Source organism: Vibrio sp. Isolate34 (assembly GCF_022397915.1).
Classification (GTDB): domain Bacteria; phylum Pseudomonadota; class Gammaproteobacteria; order Enterobacterales; family Vibrionaceae; genus Vibrio.
This window is the reverse complement of sequence record NZ_JAKEUO010000003.1, coordinates 174,819-193,237: the sequence shown is the minus strand read 5'-3', so window position 1 is coordinate 193,237 and position 18,419 is coordinate 174,819. Positions and strand designations below refer to the sequence as shown.

Sequence of the window (18,419 nt, the reverse complement as noted above, 5' to 3'; positions counted from 1 at the left end):
AAAATTACCTCGAAAGGTCAACACGCCCTAATAAAAATTGGTCAATCAAACAGCAAATAAAATGCGATACAGTTCAATGTCCGCTTTTCATCATGTCGGCTAAATGATAGAGTTGTTATGTTATAACATCTATATATGAGTATCTGCGTGAACGCCCCACTTTTGTCTGTTGACCACCTAACGATCAAAACCTCTTCGAGAACCCTTTTCCAAGATATCCACTTCGATGTTTATCGAGGTGAGCTGTTGGCGATCATGGGTCCTTCAGGCATTGGTAAGTCGATGCTTTCTCGCGCTATTGCGGGGTTTCTGCCAGAGACGGTTGAAGTTGAAGGTCATATTTCTCTATCTGGTGAAGCGGTGTGTGGTTTACCTATGTTGCAAAGAACTGCAGCACAGCGCCCCGCAGTTATCTTCCAAGATGCGCTTCAAGCGTTAAACCCTCTGGTTTCAATAGAAGGCCAACTCTGCCTTGCCTTGACGGGAACTCGCACCAAGCTTAAATCAAAAGACAAAATCAAAATTACCGAGTTGCTGATTCAACTTGGTTTTCCTAATCCAGAAACCATCTTGCGGTTGTACCCGAGCCAAATTTCGGGCGGCCAACGACAACGTGTGTGTATTGCGATTGGCTTGCTGAGTAACTCCGATATTATCATCGCCGATGAACCAACCAGTGCGTTAGATCCGGTGACAGAGCAAGAGATACTCAAGCTGATTCGACACAATGTTAAACAACGTCAAATTGGTGGTTTACTCATCACCCATGACCTGCATAGCGCGTTGGCGTGTGACAAGTTGTTGGTGATCGATGATGGCGGTGTGGTGGCTTATGGTGCTCCGAAACATGCACTTGAATCGAGCTCTCACGCTTTCTGCTGTTCATTGAGAGACTTAATCGAATGAGCTCGACCTTACCACTAAACTCAGAAGCCTCGCCATTAATGTCAGTGACTGATTCAGAAACACAAACATCGACAGAGATTAAGTTCGACAATGTGAGTGTTCACTACTATTCCGTACCAAGTTGGTTGGGGGGGAAGGCGTTTAAAGCGCTACAGAACATTGACCTTAAGGTTGAAGACAAAAGCTTAGCTATTGTTGGGCGTTCTGGTGCCGGTAAATCAACGTTAATTGAACTGCTATTTGGCCTTAAAGCGCCAACCGTTGGTCAAATAAACTTGTTCGGTTATTCGCTCCCAATTCGCGATAGCAAAGCGCAAGCAACGGTGTGTCGGCTGATTCAATTGGTGCCACAAGAGCCCCACACTAGCCTCAACCCTTACTATACCGTTCGACAGATCTTAGCCGAACCGCTAAGCAACTTAGATGTTTCGGGTAATCATGAAGCCATCATTGAAGAGTCGCTTTCAGACGTTGGATTGCCTGCCAGTCTGCTCTTACTGAAACCTAATCAGCTTTCTACAGGCCAAGCTCAACGTGTGGCTATTGCTCGGGCTCTTGTCGTTAGACCCGCAGTGCTGGTGGCCGATGAACCTACTGCCAGCCTTGACCCTGTGAATCGTCAAAGGTTGTTGGACTTGGTTAATTCATTAAAAAAGAAGCGCGATATGCGCCTTATTTTGGTTACGCACGATTTAGGTGCCGCAAAAGCCCTTTGTGAAGAAATACTGGTACTCGACCATGGTGAAATGGTCGAGCACGGACCGACCGATCAAGTGATGAATAAACCTGCTCACCCTGCGACTCAGATGCTGATCGAGTCTCAGCCTCTTTCGAAATCTACTTGTTAACACAACCTTACTTATTAAAAAATACAGCTAAGAGAAAATAACTATGCGTTTTAATTCAATCAAACTGGCTTGCGCGCTTGCGTTGGCTCTGCCTTTGACGGGCTGTTTTGACTCTCAACCAGGGTCTAGCGATGCCGCAGTAAAATCTGAAATTCGAGTTGCGATGATGCAACCACCAAGAACGGGTTTATCGCCACTTTCTGATGACGCTTTTAAGTTATCTCGTTGGAGCACAGCAGAAACTCTGGTTAACCTGAGCCCAACCTCAGAAGCACAACCTATGTTGGCAACGGATTGGAAACATCTTGATCCTCTGACTTGGCAGTTCACGATTCGCCAAGGCGTTAAATTCCATGATGGTTCGACATTAACGGCAAACTCTGTAGTGAACTCTCTGCAAAAAGCGCTTGAAGCAGCACCTAAGCCGCGCATCTTAGATGGCGTAGAGCTAGAAGTGAAAGCGATGGACAACTACCGTATAGAGATTAAAACCAGCTTTGATGACCCTCTTTTACCAAGCCGTTTATCAAGCCCTCAATTAGCGATTCTTGCAGCAAGTGCTTATCAAGAAGATGGTCGTGTGAGTCCAATTGGCGCAGGCACTGGCCCGTTTGAGTTGACGGAAATTAACGGTACAACAAGCGCGAAACTGAAACGTTTTGACGGCTACTGGGGCGAAAAAGCGCAAGTAGAATCTGTAATTGCAGAATACGTTCCTAATGGTTTTGCTCGCGCTGCAGCGTTGAGAACCGGCACGGCTGACGTCGTTGAAGCGGTACCCGTTTCACAAATCGCGACCATTGATCCGAACCTACTTTACGAAGTGGCAATGCCTCGCACTAATACGCTTTACCTGAACAACAAGTCAGGCGTATTTAGCGATATTGAACTGCGTAAGGTAGCGGCAGCTGCAGTAGACCGTGAGCAGATCGTGAATACTGTTTATGAAAACCACGCGGATATCGCGCAAGGTCTATTAGGTCCTGCACTTGCTTGGGCTGAACCAATTCGACCTGAAGGTCCGGCAGTCGACAAAACGCTAAAAGCGAACGGCGAAAGCATTGTTATCGGTACCTTTACCGACCGTGCAGAGCTTCCAGAAGTGGCAGCGCTACTGAAGCAACAACTTGAAGCGGCTGGTTTCAAGGTTGAGCTGGATATTCGTGAATACGCTCAGATCGAGAACGATGCGCTATCTGGTAAGTTCGACGCGTTTATCCTTTCTCGTGCAACGGTTCTAGATTCGGGTGACCCAGTGGCTTACATGATGAGCGACTTTGGTTGTAAGGGTTCATTCAACCTTGGCCAGTTCTGTTCTCAAGAGGTAGATAAAGCACTGAATCACGCTGACCTACAACCGCTAGGTGCGCTGCGTCACCAAGCGATCATCGAAGCTGAACAAAAAATCCTTAACGATTTCGCGGCTATCCCGCTGCTTCACGAACGTGTGATTCAAGGTGAAAGTGAGCGTGTAAGCAATGTCGTTCGTGACCCAAGTGAACGTCGCTTGGTTGATCAAACGACACAAGTTAACCCGGCAACACAGGCTAACTAAATAAATGTTATCTGCTGAGACTCTGCGTCGAACTCTATTTATCTTGACGCCTTGGCTATCAAGAATCGCCTCACTGATTGTGGTGGTGATTCTTGTTGGTTTGATGCCTGACATCGCAGGCATCGATCCAAGCCAATCTATTCTGCGGGCTAGGGCGGGGCAACAACACCTGCTTACGCCTGAAGCTTTAGCGGCGGTACGCGCTGATCTTCAGCTTGACCGTTCAGCCATTGAGCGCCTGCTCGACTGGGTAGGAAGTGCTTTTTCAGGTGATCTAGGTGAATCATGGATTGATGGTTCCTCGGTTGCATTAAGCATTCAAAAAACAGCATCTACGTCTCTGTTCTTGATGTCTAGCGCACTTGTGATGACTTTCGTACTGTGTGGTGCAGGCTTACTGGCTACCTTACGCAGTTGGAAGAAGGGCAAACTAGGGCAGAGTTACAGCAGTTTAAGCACCGTATTAATATCGTTGCCAGAGTATGTGGTGGCCTCGGTATTAATATTGGTGTTCTCTATCTGGTTAGGTTGGCTACCACCGTATGGTTGGCAAGGTTGGCAAGACATATGGCTACCGAGTTTAGCGCTCGCACTGCCTGCAAGTGGCTTGTTTAGTCGCCTACTCAGAGACAGTTTACAACGCGTTCTCAATGAACGTTGGGTGATCACTTGGCTCAGTGCCAACGTTCATTCCAATCAAATTATTCGCTTTGCGCTGAAAAGAGCGCTGAGCAGTCTGATCCCGCAAATCGCGATGATCGTGATTGGCTTAACTGGTGGCGCAGTCGCGGTTGAGCTTATCTTTTCGATCCCTGGTATCGGGCGCATGATTCTTGGTGCAGCCAAGGCGCAAGACTTACCAACGCTGCAAGGCGGCTTATTGGTGTTGCTGCTATTTTCAATTGCCGTGAGCAGCATGAGTTTGTTTGTTCAGCAATTGATTCTTGGCCACAGCCTGAAAAGCGGCAAGCTCATTAGTAGCCACTCTTCGTTTCGTTTTACCCAGAATCGAGCTAAACGTGTCACTGCTTTTGCGATCTTCTCTTTCCTAATTGCTATCGTTGTATGGGCTGCATTTCGTGACCCATACACTAGCCAGTTTGCACGCTTGGCATCGCCGAGCTGGCAAGCACCTTTGGGCGCAGATGGCATTGGCCGAGACCTACTGGCGAGAATTGGTTCTGGTATGGTTGCGACCTTCCAAGCCGGCATATTGGCAACGTTCTTGAGCTTGGTGACGGGCATCATCATGGGTTTCAACACCCGCTTTAGCCAAGGCCTTATCGAGATCACTAAGGGTATCCCATACATCATTGCAGGCTTGCTTGTTGCAGGTTTAACGGGGATGAATCCGAACAGCGCATTAATCGCGATTGTATTGGTGTCGTGGGCGCCGCTAGCCGCGCACTGCTCAAGCTTGATCGTAGAAGCCAAGGCGCAACCTTATACGCACCTCGCGCCACTATGGGGCACCAGTAAGCTTAGAATCTTCCGTTTCTACTTACTTCCGTATGTGTTGCCACCGTTGTTAAGACACGCGATGTTGAGGCTACCGGTCATCACTCTGAGCCTGACATCGCTGAGTTTCATCGGGTTAGGGGCTAAGCCACCGACACCTGAATGGGGTTTGATGATCGCAGAGAACCTGCCCTACATTGAGCGCGCGCCATTAGCAGTCATGGGTCCAATTGTTGGGCTGATCTTGTTGGGTGTAGCCATTAACATGATGTTTGATGACTAACGAAAAGAGCCGGTCGCTGAGGTTTCTAAATTGACGATTCGATTGGGTATTCGATTTAGCATTTATGTTGTAACCTTAGCCCTGCTTTTTAGAGACGCTTTTTGATCGGCTCGAAAGTTAAACAGGCCCTAGTTAAGTGTAAAGGATTCAACATGTATCTCGTTTTGTATTGTCACAATATTGGTATGACCGACTTTTCTTTCTTTGAGACGGAAGATTTCGATAAGGAAGATGGCTATATCGTGCGAGGCAAATGGCCGAACGAGAAAGCGTTCCGTGATTACTTAACCAAAGAGTTTGGTGACATGAACGAGTTCCAAGTGATCGACTTAATCGCCAAAGGCGCAGAGGCTGAACACTACTCGCCAGAAGAGTTGGTGCGCTTGGCTCAGTAGCCGCTAGCTCAGCAATATCTCGCTCGGTAATACGTTTTAAATCGAATAAACAAATGGCAGCCTGATTGGGCTGCCATTTTTCGTTTTAAGCTAGAGTACGTCGCTCACAATATGAATGGGACTATTGCGCGACTTCGTCCACCAAGTACAAGATTGATTGATACGGAATGCCACTGTGGTGCGATAAACCGATCTCACAAGTTCGGCTGTTACTGAAGCCACGAGTGCAGTTGCTCGGCACTTGCTCCTTGAGTGGGTGTACCGCCGCCTCATTCAGCTCTGGTGTAGTGAAGCCTTTATCACCTGCCCAACCACAACATTGAATATGCTCTGGAACAATCACCTCTTCGGTGCAGGCTTTAGCAAGGTTTAACATCGCACCTTCTAAACCCATTCGACGAGAGCTACAGGTGACATGCAGCATTACGGTTTCTTGCAGCGGCTCAAGTGTCAGGTGCTCTAGCAGGTATTGGTTCACAAACCCTGTCGGTTCTAGCACTTCTAATGGTTTAGTGAACTGCTCAATACTGCGCTTGGCACAAGGGCTGGTGTCCATTAGTACAGGGTATTCACCCTGACAACTGGCTTGCCATAACACTTCTTCCAGTTGTTGCGCTTTAGATTGGGCTAAGTCGGTCATACCTTTGCTGTCGTAAGGCATCCCGCAACATTGGTCGTCTAGCTTCTTCGGCAGAATTACCTCGAATCCCGCTTTGTTGAGCAAAGACATGGTCACTTCAGTAAGAGGGCGTTGGTCGCCCGCATCGCTTTGTTGTCCCATGGTTCGACTAGCACAAGAAGGGAGGTAGACCACCTTCTTATGATTGCTTGAAGATTCTGCCGTCACTGGTGATGAGGTTAGCGAGTGACTATTGGATTGCGGCATCTCAGGCATCCAAACCGGTGTCGCGCCTTTAGTCATTGAGCGCAAGCCATTGGTTAGCTTGCCGACTGTATTCGCACCTAGAACCTTACTCGCTACTTGATTAGTTTTGAGGCCAGCCTTAGTCAGCTTGGTGGTGGTCGAGAAGTGCTCCGCTGTCCACTTAGCAATTGGTGTGAACTTCTCATATTTGGCGATACGAAGCTTCTTCACTAAATCGCCAGTGTTGATGCCCACTGGGCAACGCTCCGCACATAGGCCTGTTGCAGCGCAGGTATCAATGCCTTGGTATTCAAACGTCTTCTCTAGCTCGCTTGCTTCTATCTCTTCTCCTGCCGCACGGCGGCGTTGTAGCTCGCGATATAAAACAATACGTTGGCGAGGTGATAAAGTCAGCGTGCGAGAAGGGCAAACAGGTTCACAGAAGCCACACTCAATACAGCGGTCGACTAGATCATCGGCAGCAGGCATCGGCTTCAGGTCTGTGATGTGGGAGTTTGGATTGTCGTTGATGATAACGCCGGGGTTGAGCAGCCTTTCTGGGTCGAACAGTGCTTTGATCTGTTGCATCAAGGCATAGCCATCTTTGCCCCATTCCAATTCCACATAAGGTGCCATGTTTCGGCCCGTGCCGTGTTCCGCTTTCAGTGAACCTTGATATTTCACCGCAACTAGTTCGGCAACGTCATCCATGAAACCGCCGTAACGGTCGATCTCTTCTTGGCTGTCGAAGCCTTGGGTAAACACAAAGTGAAGGTTGCCTTCGAGTGCATGGCCGAAAATGATCGCTTCGTTGTAGTCGTATTTATCGAACAACTCTTGCAACTCTCGAATACCGTTAGCGAGGTTTTCAACAGGGAAAGCCACGTCTTCGATGATAACCGTCGTGCCGACTTCACGCACTGCGCCAACTGCTGGGAACATGCCTTTTCGGATGCCCCACAGGGTTGCAACAGTCTTTGGATCGGACGTAAAAGGGACCGACTCAACAATCGTGTAATCAGCCAATGCATCCAAAATTGATTTACATTGTAAATCTAAGTCCGGCTGGGAGCTGGCGTGTGATTCCACCAAAATCGCCGCGGCTTCTAAATCCAAGCTTGGCATAAATGCAGGCATACCCGGTTTGTCGGCCACTGAACGTAGCGCTCTGCCATCCATCAATTCAACCGCAGCAACCGGCGTTTTTGATAGCGTAGTCACGGCTTTACTGGCTTGTTCGATGTCGGCAAACACCAACAGCGCCGAGGCTTTGTTCGGGTGTTCGATAACCGTGTTGTAGGTAATCTCTGCGATGAAGCCTAGCGTGCCTTCTGAACCAATCATCAAGTGTTTGATGATCTCAATTGGGTCGTGGTAATCGACCAAGGCATTCAGAGCATAGCCGGTGGTATTTTTGAGGCGGTACTTATGGCGGATTCTGTCTGCGAGTTCTTGATTCGAACTGGTCTGTCTGTGTAAATCAATAATGCCTTCAAACAGCGCTTTGTGCGATTGCTTGAAAGCCTCAACGCTGGCGTTATCTGCGGTATCAAGCAGGGAACCATCACTTAATACGATTTTCATGCTCTCGACGGTGCGATAAGAGTTTTGCGCAGTACCACAACACATGCCGCTGGCGTTATTCGCCGCTATACCACCGATTTTACAGGTGTTGATAGAGGCTGGGTCTGGGCCGATTTTACGTTGGAAAGGGGCGAGGTATTTATTGGCATCAGCGCCAATTACACCGGGTTGCAGGATGATTTGATTGCCGTTATCGACGATTTCATGGCCGCGCCAGTCGTCGGTTAGAGTGATGAGTACCGAGTCTGAAACGGCTTGCCCTGAAAGGCTGGTGCCAGCGGCACGAAAGGTAAAATGAATACCCAGTTCGCGACAGCTTTGAATGGTGAATATCACTTCGTCTAAGTTTTTAAGCCTTAGAACCATTTTCGGCACCAAGCGATAAAAACTCGCATCGGTGCCGTAAGCCAAGCGCTTTGCCTCTTGAGTGACAATGCGTTCTGTTTCTATTTTTTGAGCCAGTATCGCTTCAAGCTGCTGATAAGCTTGTGCGTCTACTACTCGCTCATGGGATATGTTTGTCTCCATCTTTGCTTCCTTGTGCTTCTTATTTGGCACTGATTTGTTTTTATTTTATTTTCCAGTGCTTAAACGGTGTCACAACGTCAGTGGAATTGCTGTGACACCGATTGAACTTCAGTCTAAGTAGACCAAAGCATGAATCCGAACATGAACCTGAGTCGTGGCCGCTTAATCTAGCCCCACCAAAGATTCACGGGTTAAGTCTTTGATTGTCTTCGCGCCTGTCAATGTCATCGCAACGCGCATCTCTTTGTCGTAAAGGTCGAGTAGGTTTTCAACACCTGCTTGTCCTTGTGCTGCTAACGCGTAGACGAATGAGCGGCCAAGTAAGGTGCAATCTGCGCCCATCGCCATCATGCGCACTACATCTAAGCCAGTACGAATGCCAGAGTCGACCAGAATCTTGGTGTCGCCTTTTACTGCATCTGCAATTGCAGGCAGTGCTTTGGCACTTGATAGAACACCATCAAGCTGACGACCGCCGTGGTTTGAAACTACGATACCGTCTGCGCCAAATCTCACGGCGTCTTTTGCATCTTCTTCATCAAGAATGCCTTTAATGACCATAGGGCCGTCCCAGAAATCACGGATCCACTCTAGATCTTTCCATGAAATCGACGGGTCGAAGTTGTCACCCAACCAACCGATGTAATCTTCCAGTTTTGTTGGAGAGCCGCGGTAAGTAGAGATATTGCCAAGATCGTGAGGTTTGCCGAGTAGGCCAACATCAACTGCCCAGCTAGGATGACGCATCGATTGGAATACACGACGCATTGCTGCATTCGGGCCACTCATTCCGGAGTGCATGTCACGGTAGCGAGCGCCGGGTACTGGCATATCCACGGTGAAGACCAGCGTTGTGACGCCAGCAGCTTTGGCGCGTTCAAGAACGTTCTTCATGAAGCCGCGATCTTTTAACACGTACAGCTGAAACCACATTGGGCGTTCAATCTTAGGTGCCACTTCTTCAATTGGGCACACTGACACGGTCGACATGGTAAAAGGGATGCCTTTGTTGTCGGCGGCTTTGGCTGCTTGTACTTCACCACGTCGCGCGTACATGCCTGTTAGGCCAACCGGAGCCAGTGCGATTGGCATTGCGAGCTTTTCGCCAAACAACTCGGTTTCCAAATTTAGGTCCGACATGTCATTAAGCACACGTTGCTTGAGCGCGATCTCTGCAAGATCGGCCGTGTTGCGGCGTAGGGTATGTTCTCCGTAAGAACCGCCGTCAATGTAGTGGAAAAGAAACGGTGGCAATTTCGATTTTGCTGCGGCGCGGTAATCAGTCGATGCGGATATGATCATAATTTCAGTCCTAAATTCTTGGGATGTTACTCTTCTATGAGAGCTTGGTTTGGGCTGCTTTAATTCTTGAAAGTAAGTGTTCGGTCTTGCTTAATCTTTGAAGCTATAAACGATAAAACGGGAAAATGGCGTTAATACCCGAGGGTGTTGATGTGTTTCAGTATCCATTCCGAAACTCATCAACTGTCTTATTAGACGGTGTTGCAGTCGGGGAATTGAGTATTAACGCCAAGTGCTTGTGTAACGACTTATGGTTTACATAAGTGCGTCTGTCATTTTGAAGCCGTAGATAACCACTAGGCCGATGATGCCTGTCATCACCAAGTAGTAGAACGTTGGGATGATTGTCTTACGTAGCGTTGCACCTTCACGCCCTAGTAAACCTACCGTTGCCGATGCCGCTACTACGTTGTGAATCGCAATCATGTTACCTGCTGCTGCACCAACGGCTTGCAGGGCGACAACCACCGCACTAGAGATAGTCAGAGTTTGTGCTACCTCGAACTGGAATTGGCTGAACATCATGTTTGAAACTGTATTCGAACCTGCAATGAAGGCACCTAATGCACCCACCGTTGCACTCAATGCTGGGAATGCGCCGCCAACTAGGTCTGCGGCAAAGTTCGCTGTGGTTACTGGCATGCTTGCCAAATCAGCGCCGTTCACACCAGAGTTAATGAAGATACGTACCATTGGGATGGTGAACACCAACACAAAGCCAGCGCCAATCAGTGTCTTACTTGATTCACCAAAGGCTTTAGCCAGTGGTGCTGCGCTGCGAGATTGCATTAGAACCGCAACCAGCGCGACGAAGACCAAGATACCGCCAGGTAGATACAGAGGTTGAATCGCAGTGCTTACGCCAGTCTCGCCCAGGATGTTGCTGAACGATAAGCTCACGCTCTTAAGTAGGCCTTTGAACTCAGGGCTAACACGGCTAGCAACTAGAGTGACAGCAAGCAGTACGTAAGGTGCCCATGCCATTGCCATGCTCATTTTCTTGTGACCTTGCTTAGTGTCATCAAGATCGATTTTCAGAGAACCTAGCCATTCTGCTGGCCACTTGTCTTCGCTCTCGAAATCCCATTTTGATTTAGGTACGAGGAAGCCGCGTTTTGCTGCTGTTACGACAATCGCAAGGCCAACCAAACCACCAATCAGTGATGGGAATTCAGCGCCTAGGAAAACACCTGTTAGTGCGTAAGGAATAGTGAAAGCAGCACCTGCGAAAAGTGCGAACGGTAGAATATCTAAACCTTCAGTCCAGCTTTTGTTCTTACCGAAGAAGCGAGTGAGCATCATTGCCATCAATACAGGCATCATTACACCAACAGAAGCGTGAATCAGCGCAACGCTTGACGTGATTTGTTGTAGGTAAGCATCCCATGTTGAGCCATGAGCAATCAGGCTTTCACCGATGTTGTGTGTGTCCAAACCTTTGTTCACACCAACGATGATAGGTGTACCAACCGCGCCGAATGATACTGGCGTAGATTGGATCATCATGCCCATCAGTACCGCAGCAAGCGCAGGGAAGCCGATAGCAACCAGCAGTGGTGCAGCGATGGCAGCAGGTGTGCCGAAGCCAGATGCACCCTCAATGAATGAACCGAAACACCAAGCAATGATGATTGCCTGAACACGACGGTCAGCGGATATATCAGTGAATCCGTTGCGGATAGTGGTGATGGCTCCGGTGTGTTTCAAAGTGTTTAATAAGAAGATGGCGCCGAACACAATCCAGAGAACCGACACGGTAATGCCGAAGCCTTGGAATACAGAAGCCAGCACGCGAGTGCCAGACATGTCCCAAGCAAGTAGGGCGATAGCAACGGTTAAGGCAAATGCCACAGGCATCGCTTTTTTTGCAGGCCAGTTAAGGCCAACCAGCAGAATCGCTGCAACAACTATTGGTGAAAATGCCAATAGGGCTAGTAGAGTTTCACTCATGGGTACTTCCTCGTACTGTTTTCAAACGTTCATGTTTGAAGTAAAGATCACGTTATGGTTTGTCATTATTTGAATCGCTTTGGCCTCTAAACGGGAACCTTCGTTGGGCGACTCTTGTAATTGGAATGACTGTTTTTGTAATTGTTTTGTTAATTTGGCGTGAATTTACCCCTTTATTTTTTATTGATATAGGGAAATAATGAAAATAATTAATTCCAAAATTGGCATAATCAGATGCGAGCAGACGATTTGATCCTGTTTTCACAGGTGGTAGAACTGGGCAGTTTTAGTAAGGTGGCAGAGCAAAATAACCTTACAAATTCGGTAGTTAGTAAAAGAATTGCGCGTTTAGAGGAAGAGATTGGTGTGCAATTATTATATCGAACCACGCGTAAATTGACCCTGACTGAGGCGGGCAAGGCAATGTTACACGGGGCCAAAAATGTGAAGCAGGCAGCTCAAGAGGCTATGGATGCAGTTTCAGGCTTTGGTGAAAATGTCAGTGGTCATATCAAAATGTCAGTGCCTACTATCTCCGGAGATTTGATTCTCGCAGACGCTGTGGCCGAGTTTTGTAATATGCACCCAGGTTTAACGGTCGATATGTCTCTGAACAATCGCTTTGTCGACTTGGTTGAGGATGGTCTCGACTTGGTCATTCGAACCGGTTATTTGGAAGATTCCAGTTTAATTGCTCGTCATATCCTTGATTCGCAATGGGTGGTGTGTGCTTCTCCATCTTATATCGCCAAAAACGGTAAGCCGATGCAGCCCAAAGATTTGGTGGATCACAACTGCCTGCAATACGCTTATCAAACAACGGGCGCTAGTGAGTGGCAATTTCTGCACAGTAAAGATGGCTTTACTGATAAGGACAAATACATAGTGCGTGTTTCAGGCTCTTTTTCTACCGATAACGCGACAGCACTGCGTAAAGCCGCGTTGGGCGGTCATGGTGTTGCGTACGTGCCGCGTTGTCTGGTGTATCACGATATTAGAAATGGGCAGTTGGTGGATATCTTTCCAGATTTAGTCGGCAAGAAGCTCGGTATCTATGCGGTGTACCCCTTTACGCGCCAGCCACCGAACAAGATTAAGTTATTGATTGAACACATCAGAACACGTTACCTGACGATTTCACATTATTTTTAATAAGGATCACGATGAGCTATTTAAAAGAGTATCAATATCCAACCACCAATAAACAGATCGTCAGCGATGACTATTTTGGTCAGATAATCGAAGACCCATATCGTTGGTTAGAAGACGACAGAAGTGATGAAACCGCCCAATGGGTGGAGAGCCAAAATGAAGTCACGTTCGATTACCTTGCTCAAATCCCGTATCGCGCAGAACTGCGAGAAAGACTGGCAAAAGCGCAAGACTACAAAAAGAGCTCACAGCCGTTCGTAAGAGGCGATTACACCTATTTCTATAAGAATGATGGCCTACAGAATCACAGCATTCTCTATCGTCAGAAAGAGGGGCAGCATGTTGAAGTCTTCCTAGATCCGAATACCTTCTCGGAAGATGGCACCACATCACTGGGCTCTGTTTCGTTCTCAAAAGACTACAGCTTGGTGGCGTACAGCATTTCTGAAGGCGGTAGCGACTGGCGCAAGATCTTTGTGATTGATACCGAAACTAAAAAGCAGCTTGAAGCCGAAATCACAGACGCTAAATTTACCGGCATCTCTTGGTTAGGTAATCGCGGCTTCTATTATTCCAGCTACGACAAACCAGATGGCAGTGAGCTTTCTGCTCGTACAGAACAACATAAGCTGTACTTCCATGAATTAGGCACAGAGCAAGCGAGCGACAAGGTGATCTTTGGTGCGAACAACGCCGAGCAGCACCGCTATGTATCAGGCTACACCACCGAAGACGATCGTTACCTAATTATTCTTGGGAAAGAATCGACGTCGGGTAACAGACTGTTTTATATCGACTTAAACTCATCAGAACAATCGCTGAATACGTTGGTTGATCATGTGGATAGCGATACGTATCTCATCGATAACCAAGATGAGACCTTTATTCTATACACCAATCTGGATGCACCGAACGGCAAGGTTGTGAGCTTTGATATTGGCACTCAGCAGTGGCGAGATATCATCTCAGAAAAGCTACAGCCATTAGACATCAGCACTGGTGGTGGCTATTTGTTTGCTCACTATATGGTGGATGTGGTGTCGAAAATTGAGCAGCTGGATTACCAAGGTAACCGAGTTCGTGAGATCCATTTACCCGGTCTGGGAACGGCCAGTGGATTAGGTGGTAAAAAAGAGCAAACTCAGCTTTATTACACCTTCACCAACTATGTTACGCCGCCCACTATTTTTTCTTTTGATGTTGAATCTGGCCGCTCAGAAATTTATCAGCGCTCTGAGTCTCCGTTTGAATCGGACAAGTTTGAGTCTAAACAGGTTTTCTATACCTCGAAAGATGGTACACAAGTTCCGATGCTTATCTCTTATAAGAAGGGACTAAAGCTGGATGGTAATAACCCCACCATGTTGTATGCCTATGGCGGCTTCAACGTCAGCCTAACACCTTCTTTCTCAGGCACAGTGGGCAGTTGGTTGGAACTCGGTGGTGTATATGCGGTGCCTAATTTACGTGGCGGTGGCGAGTATGGCAAAGCGTGGCACAAAGCGGGTACACAACAACAGAAGCAAAACGTATTTGATGACTTCATTGCCGCAGCCGAGTTCTTAATCGAAGAAAACTACACCAGTAGCGACAAGTTAGCGATTCGTGGCGGTTCTAACGGTGGTTTGTTGGTGGGTGCTTGTATGACACAGAGGCCTGAGCTGTTCCAAGTGGCTCTGCCTGCTGTTGGGGTGTTAGATATGCTGCGCTACCACACCTTCACGTCTGGCGAGGGCTGGGCGTACGACTACGGTACCTCCGCGCAAAACAAAGATATGTTCGAATACTTGCTTGGTTATTCTCCGGTTCATAATGTGGTTCGTGGTGTCGATTACCCAGCAACTTTGGTTACAACCGCTGATCATGACGACCGCGTGGTGCCAGCGCACTCTTATAAGTTCATTGCAGAGCTGCAAGACAAGCATGAAGGTAGTGCTCCTGTGATGATTCGTATTGATGTTAATGCGGGTCATGGTGCAGGAATGCCGTTGAGTAAAGCGATCGATCTCACTGCAGATATCTATGCATTTACGCTATTTAATACGGGCGTTGAATCTCTAGATTCGTTTTAGATAATGCTTGATTCTAGATAATTGGGTGTTTGACTCAGAGCAAAAAGCCTCAAAATCGACCTTGGATTTTGAGGCTTTTCATATATATGAAAATCAATCAAAACTGCACCATATTTCCTTCATTTTCACACACGCTTTTCCGTGATAGACCCCACCATTATTGATGAAATGAAAGCGATTTCAAGCTGATATTTTACGAAGTGTTTAGTGTAGGTGATTGATATTTAATTGATAATTTTAGCTGTGAACTTTCTAAAAGTTTCATGGGTTTTAAGCTAATTTATCAGTGTGAACAGCGACTAACTTTTCAACGCTTTCATTGCTTAATATTTCCCTGTTCGATGAAAACTCAAAAAAATAATAGGGAATTACAATGCAAAAATTTAAGCTTTTGCCAATAACAGTCGCAGTGGCGGCTTCGCTTGCTTCACTTTCTTCTTTTGCTGCTGATACTAATATCGAAGCATTAGAAAAACGAATCCAAGAGCTAGAGTCTAAGGTTGTTGACATTGATTATGTTAACGATCAACAACCCGCGGTTTTAACTGCAGAAACTAAGGTGCCAGATGGCATCGTCTTCTCTGGTTATGCTCGTTACGGCGCTCACTACAAGAGTGGTGATGAGCGTTATGTAGACATTGGTACAACAGGTCGCTCTGTCGGTCGTTTAGGTAACGAAGCCAATGGTGGTGAGGTTCAGCTAGCGAAGCTTTTCGAAGCTGACAACGGCGCTATCTGGGACATCGTATTCATGGCTGACCACTGGGAAGCCGATGCTTGGGCTGACGACGGCGGCCTGAGCATGAAGAAAATGTACGCAGGTGTAACTAATGTATTTGAAAGCCAACCAGAACTTTACATGTGGGCTGGTCGCGACTTCCATCAACGTCCGCAACAAGGTTTGAACGATTACTTTTGGATGACACACGATGGTCAAGGCGCGGGCTTTAACAACTTAGATTTTGGTGGCGCTAAGCTAGATATGGGCTTTGTTGGCCAAGTGAAAGGCGGCCTCGTAAATGACAATGGCCGATACGCCGTGACAGCGAAGCTACACAGTATTGACGCAGGTATTGGTAATCTGGATTTTTACGCGAACTACGGTTTTGCATCGAGCGAAGCGGATACGTCTACGACGACTGAATACGTATACGATCCAGTGACAGATTCAATGCAGCCTGTCGTGACTCAAGGACAAAAAGTCAGTGATGAAACGGCATACCTTGTGGGTGCGACTCTTGGGCTAGGCGACTCTAACAAGTTGGTTGTTAAATATGGTGACGGCGCGGATTCATCAGTATATGACCTAAAAGGTGACTACCAAACTTTGTACGCAAGTGTTGAAGGTAGCTACGCAGCAACAGACAACTTCATCATCGATTACTTAGTGTCGTACAAAGACAATTCAGGCTCAGATCTAGACCGCGAGAACACGGAATACGCGGGTATCGTTCGTCCACAATACCAATGGGATGATGTTCACTCTACATGGTTAGAAGCTGGCTACGGCATGGTTGATTACGATGACGACGGTGAAGAGAACGCATGGAAAGTAACGCTTTCTCAAAACGTTTCTCTAGGTGGCTTACCTTGGAGCCGTCCAATGCTTCGTTTCTACACAACCGTGGGTGATGTAGAAACCAAAGGCAACACAGTGAAGACAACGAATGTTGACACATTGTCGTTCGGCGCAATGTTTGAAGCTTGGTGGTAATCACCGATATAGAAAGAGCGGCTCTTTGAATTTGGCATATTTTCAAAGAGCCATGCTTTCGAATATCCATGCTTTTCAATAGTACGTAAATACTGTCCATTTTAGCCCTAAAGGCAGATTGATTAGGGCACGTTTCAATTAACTCCATTCTTGGGCACATTTTGTGCCCTTTTTTTCGCCACTAGATCTCAGTTTCATCTTAAAACTCTGCTCTCCCAGCTACAGTTAGCTCTTATTTGCAACACACTGTTACCCCGTCTTTATAGATCAAGTGAAAGTAGATAGCTTTGCTTGAAAGCGACTTACTCTACTCATTTCATCATTGTTGTAATCGCCAGGCTTCAGGAAGCGGTTGTGAATGTGGGCGTCATTGAAAGTGTTATATCTATACTGCTTTTATGCTGAGAAGAGGTTCATCGGACCTTAGGATTGATTGAAATGTTCCCATACAATTTCGCATAGCCACTGAAATAATAGGGTCAATTTAGCCCCGTATATTACCGTCTGCTGCGGGTTCATCACCGAATTGTGCTTTTTGATAAACGGAACTTGAGCACGCTTATTAGCTCTCTGGGAGCAAGTAACCGAGCGCCGTTTTGATAAGGTGAGCAAGAATTCCATGAAACAGTTTCATGGCGTGAAGTGAATCTGTAAGCGCTTTCATGATTTCCAGAACTGGCCTTTTTACCTCCAAGTTTAGTGTGATGTTACTCACGCCTACTGAGACTTAATTCCTTAATAATCGTTTTGTAAGCGGTTACAAGCTAATGAAGTATCGAGGTTCGAGTGGCAACAATTAAACACGTATCAGAACATGCAGGTGTGTCTCAAGCGACGGTGTCTAGGGTTATCAATGGCACCAGTAGAGTGAGTCACGACAAGAAGTTAAAGGTTGAAAAAGCGATCAAAGAATTGGGTTATCGTCCGAACTCTATCGCTCAGGCTTTGGCTTCCAGTCGTACCGGAAGTGTGGGTGTTGTTGTTCCAGAACTGGGCGGATCTTTCTATTCAGGCATCTTGCATTGCATAGAGGAAAACCTACGCCGCTTCGGTTACCACGCTGTGGTTACAGCGGGTTCGAACACCGAACAAGGGCAGCGCGAGTCTGTGGAGTTTCTGTTGGGGCGTCGTGTCGATGCTTTGATTCTTCATACTCAACTGCTCAGTGATGACTATTTAATTGAATTGGAAGAACAGGGGACCCCTGTGGTTTTGATTAACCGCTTCATCCCAGAAATGGCGATGAGTTGCATTGATATTGATAACGAAGTCGGGGGGCTACTCGCTACTCAATATCTTTTGCAAAAGGGACATACAGATATCGCGTGTATTACCGGGCCTTTAGATAAAGCGGACGCTAGGGGGCGTTTGCAGGGGTATCGCAAGGCACTGGAAGAAGCCGGTGTGCCATACGATGAAGCCTTAGTCTCTGAGGCGGGATTTACTGAAGAGACTGGCATCAGCGCCATGAAGAAGTTGATCAACAGAAAATGCCACTTTACGGCGGTATTCGCTTCAAACGATCACATGGCATTTGGCGCGTTCGAAGTTCTGCATAAAGAGGGATTGTCTGTTCCGAGAGACGTTTCTCTTGTTGGCTTCGATAACACCATCTTCGCGCGCTATCTGACCCCTAGTTTGACCACCATTAATTTCCCCATTGAAGAGATGAGCATCGAAGCAGTGCAGCTCACTCTACAAAAGCTAAAAAAAATCAAACATGACGTGAACTTTAAATTGCTGCCGACGTTGGTCACTAGAAACTCGGTATCGGATTTACTCGTTACCCTATAAAAATATTAAGGAT

General features: G+C 47.1%; 12 protein-coding genes. 9 read left to right on the top strand and 3 right to left on the bottom strand.

Annotation, left to right across the window (positions count from 1 at the left end; genetic code table 11):
* Nucleotides 1-147: 147 nt before the first annotated feature.
* From L1D22_RS05390 to L1D22_RS05370, 5 genes are all read left to right on the top strand, one after another.
* Nucleotides 148-906 carry a dipeptide/oligopeptide/nickel ABC transporter ATP-binding protein gene (locus tag L1D22_RS05390; protein WP_057622762.1) on the top strand — a complete coding sequence of 253 codons (759 nt, stop codon included), beginning with the start codon at nucleotides 148-150 and terminating at the stop codon, nucleotides 904-906.
* Entirely contained in the window at nucleotides 903-1,754 is an 852-nt protein-coding gene (locus tag L1D22_RS05385) for an ATP-binding cassette domain-containing protein (protein ID WP_239828966.1), read from the top strand. Before L1D22_RS05390 ends, L1D22_RS05385 begins: the two co-directional genes overlap by 4 nt.
* Nucleotides 1,755-1,797: 43 nt before the next feature.
* Nucleotides 1,798-3,309 carry an ABC transporter substrate-binding protein gene (locus L1D22_RS05380; RefSeq protein WP_048613308.1) on the top strand — a complete coding sequence of 504 codons (1,512 nt, stop codon included), beginning with the start codon at nucleotides 1,798-1,800 and terminating at the stop codon, nucleotides 3,307-3,309.
* 4 nt (nucleotides 3,310-3,313) lie between these two features.
* Complete coding sequence (locus L1D22_RS05375) at nucleotides 3,314-5,050, top strand: ABC transporter permease subunit (RefSeq protein WP_239828965.1); 1,737 nt, start codon at nucleotides 3,314-3,316, stop codon at nucleotides 5,048-5,050.
* 152 nt (nucleotides 5,051-5,202) lie between these two features.
* A complete protein-coding gene (locus L1D22_RS05370; RefSeq protein ID WP_017061558.1) occupies nucleotides 5,203-5,445 on the top strand; it encodes a hypothetical protein in 243 nt (80 codons plus the stop codon).
* A gap of 121 nt (nucleotides 5,446-5,566) precedes the next feature.
* Here L1D22_RS05370 and L1D22_RS05365 read toward each other — a convergent pair whose 3' ends face one another.
* The 3 genes from L1D22_RS05365 to L1D22_RS05355 all read right to left on the bottom strand — a co-directional run bounded on the left by L1D22_RS05365 (nucleotide 5,567) and on the right by L1D22_RS05355 (nucleotide 11,674).
* Complete coding sequence (locus tag L1D22_RS05365) at nucleotides 5,567-8,422, bottom strand: FAD-binding and (Fe-S)-binding domain-containing protein (RefSeq protein ID WP_239828964.1); 2,856 nt, start codon at nucleotides 8,420-8,422, stop codon at nucleotides 5,567-5,569.
* A 162-nt stretch (nucleotides 8,423-8,584) separates the two neighbouring features.
* Nucleotides 8,585-9,724: an FMN-dependent L-lactate dehydrogenase LldD gene (gene lldD, locus L1D22_RS05360; RefSeq protein WP_050620158.1), complete on the bottom strand. Its 1,140-nt coding sequence runs from the start codon at nucleotides 9,722-9,724 to the stop codon at nucleotides 8,585-8,587.
* A gap of 255 nt (nucleotides 9,725-9,979) precedes the next feature.
* Nucleotides 9,980-11,674, bottom strand: coding sequence for an L-lactate permease (locus L1D22_RS05355; protein ID WP_048611946.1), 1,695 nt, complete (start codon nucleotides 11,672-11,674; stop codon nucleotides 9,980-9,982).
* A gap of 234 nt (nucleotides 11,675-11,908) precedes the next feature.
* On the opposite strand from L1D22_RS05355, the gene L1D22_RS05350 reads away from it, so the two are divergent.
* The 4 genes from L1D22_RS05350 to L1D22_RS05335 all read left to right on the top strand — a co-directional run bounded on the left by L1D22_RS05350 (nucleotide 11,909) and on the right by L1D22_RS05335 (nucleotide 18,406).
* Nucleotides 11,909-12,826, top strand: a complete 918-nt coding sequence (locus tag L1D22_RS05350) for a LysR family transcriptional regulator (protein ID WP_239828963.1) — start codon at nucleotides 11,909-11,911, stop codon at nucleotides 12,824-12,826.
* Between the two features lie 11 nt (nucleotides 12,827-12,837).
* Complete coding sequence (locus tag L1D22_RS05345; protein ID WP_239828962.1) at nucleotides 12,838-14,898, top strand: prolyl oligopeptidase family serine peptidase; 2,061 nt, start codon at nucleotides 12,838-12,840, stop codon at nucleotides 14,896-14,898.
* Nucleotides 14,899-15,271: 373 nt separating this feature from the next.
* The gene (locus L1D22_RS05340; RefSeq protein ID WP_239828961.1) at nucleotides 15,272-16,612 is read left to right on the top strand and encodes a carbohydrate porin; all 1,341 of its coding nucleotides are present in this window, start codon (nucleotides 15,272-15,274) and stop codon (nucleotides 16,610-16,612) included.
* Between the two features lie 786 nt (nucleotides 16,613-17,398).
* Nucleotides 17,399-18,406: a LacI family DNA-binding transcriptional regulator gene (locus L1D22_RS05335; RefSeq protein WP_017068575.1), complete on the top strand. Its 1,008-nt coding sequence runs from the start codon at nucleotides 17,399-17,401 to the stop codon at nucleotides 18,404-18,406.
* The last annotated feature ends 13 nt before the right edge of the window (nucleotides 18,407-18,419 follow it).